Source organism: uncultured Helicobacter sp. (assembly GCF_937906905.1).
Classification (GTDB): domain Bacteria; phylum Campylobacterota; class Campylobacteria; order Campylobacterales; family Helicobacteraceae; genus Helicobacter_B.
The window spans coordinates 1-1,690 of record NZ_CALERY010000035.1 but is presented as its reverse complement, the minus strand read 5'-3'; the positions used below and the strand labels follow the sequence as shown (position 1 = coordinate 1,690).

Annotated in this window: 2 protein-coding genes; one reads left to right on the top strand and one right to left on the bottom strand. The window is 50.3% G+C overall.

Annotation, left to right across the window (positions count from 1 at the left end; all coding sequences use genetic code 11):
- Nucleotides 1–140 precede the first annotated feature (140 nt).
- Nucleotides 141–668, bottom strand: a complete 528-nt coding sequence (locus Q0171_RS08410) for a DUF4149 domain-containing protein (protein WP_299328953.1) — start codon at nt 666–668, stop codon at nt 141–143.
- 53 nt (nt 669–721) lie between these two features.
- Between Q0171_RS08410 and yaaA the strand changes: the two genes are divergently transcribed.
- Nucleotides 722–1,498, top strand: coding sequence for a peroxide stress protein YaaA (gene yaaA, locus Q0171_RS08405; protein ID WP_299328950.1), 777 nt, complete (start codon nt 722–724; stop codon nt 1,496–1,498).
- The last annotated feature ends 192 nt before the right edge of the window (nt 1,499–1,690 follow it).

The following is a 1,690-nucleotide window of genomic DNA, read 5'->3' as shown; positions in this document are numbered from 1 at the left end:
CTTAAAGCAAGAAATCAAAGCCGCGATTATAGCAAAATCAAAAAAAAAAAAAAACACACCCCCTAGATTCTAGGGACTCTGGGTGGGCTGAAGCAAGATAGCCGTAGGCTGGTGCAGGGTTTGGGGGGGTAGTTTGGAGGCTACTTTTTGCGGGATTTTGCTGTCGCTGCTGGCAGGCTAAAGCGCAGGAGATACACACGCCATAAAAACGAAGCACTTAGTGAGATAAGTAGAATCTGGAAGATCATTTCACTTTGGGTATGGAGACTCTCAAACTCATCTGTGGCAGTGGCGGCTGCGCCATCGGCTTGGGCAGCAATGATTGCCGGGGTGTAATACATTGTAAAAAGAAAGATAAGCACCACGCTAAAAATCCCAATCCCTAAGAGAAACAACGACTTTTTTGACGAGATATTAAAGGCAAGCAGCTCATAGACAAGGATAAAAATCGCCATAGCGTTTAGCAGGTAGTTGAAGCGGACAAAAATCTCTGTCATCAAAATCCCTGAGGCATAGCGGGTCATATCTGTGATCTCAAGGGCGGCGAGATACTGGGAGGCGTTGAATATCACAGGCGCACTAAGCGCGCCGCAGGCGATGATCCCGCCGATGATAGTCCCTAGGCATAGGAGATAGAGGCTTGTGATACAGGAGGCGAATATTTTCATGGTGGTAAGTCCTTTTGATATAATGGGCGCAATCATACAGAAAAAGAGTTACAATGAAAATACTTCTAAGCCCGAGTGAGGGCAAGCGGAATCCTGCGGAGAATGTGGGGGGTGATGAGTGTGATATAGGCTTGCTAGATGATGAGATGTGGGGCGGCAGGGAGGCGCGTAATGCGCAGATTTTGGCGTATATCGAGCTGCTAGAATCTGCTGATGATAGCGAGCTGGGCAGGGTGTTTGGCACTAAGAGTGTGAAGCTCGAGGTGCTGGCGCGCTGTGCTAGGCTGCTAGAATCTGCGCGTATGCGTGCCATAGAGCTGTATAGCGGGGTGGCGTTTAAGGCGCTGGACTTTGCGGGGCTGGATTCTAGGGGGCAGGAGTTTTTGCTGGAGTCTGTGCTGATTACGAGCAATCTCTTTGGGCTGGTGCGTGCGAGCGATAGGCTGCCATTCTATCATCTCAATCAAAACTACAAATCTAAGGAGCTATCGCTAAACAAGCTCTATAAGGCGCAAAAACCCCAGATCGATACGCTGCTATCTGGGGAAAATGTGATTATCGATCTGCGCGCACAGGTGTATGCCAAGGCATATCCGCTAGCACGCCCACACTATACGCTAGAAATCCCTAGCGGGACAAGCCACCAGGCGAAGCACTATCGCGGGGCGGCACTGCGCGCGCTTGCGATAAGATATAGTGAGCTGCTGGGGGCAGGGGTGTGCGGGGGAATGGCTGGGGGTCTGGATACTAGTAGGGCAGGGCAGCTGGAGACAGAGCTGCTAGAATATGTGGAGGGGCATTTCGCGCGCGTGGAGTGTGGGGGTAAATGAAATGGGTGAAATGGCGGTGTGTAAGCTGTGTCGAAAGGCGGTGTGTGGATCTTTGCGGATCTGGCGCTCTGGCTCTGGCTCGGCTCTCTAGCTCGATTCTGGCTCTAAGACTATCGAAAATATTTTGCACTTCTGTGCTTTCAGCAACCTTTAAGCTATAAATTACTACTATTCCGCTTCCCAAATTTTCAT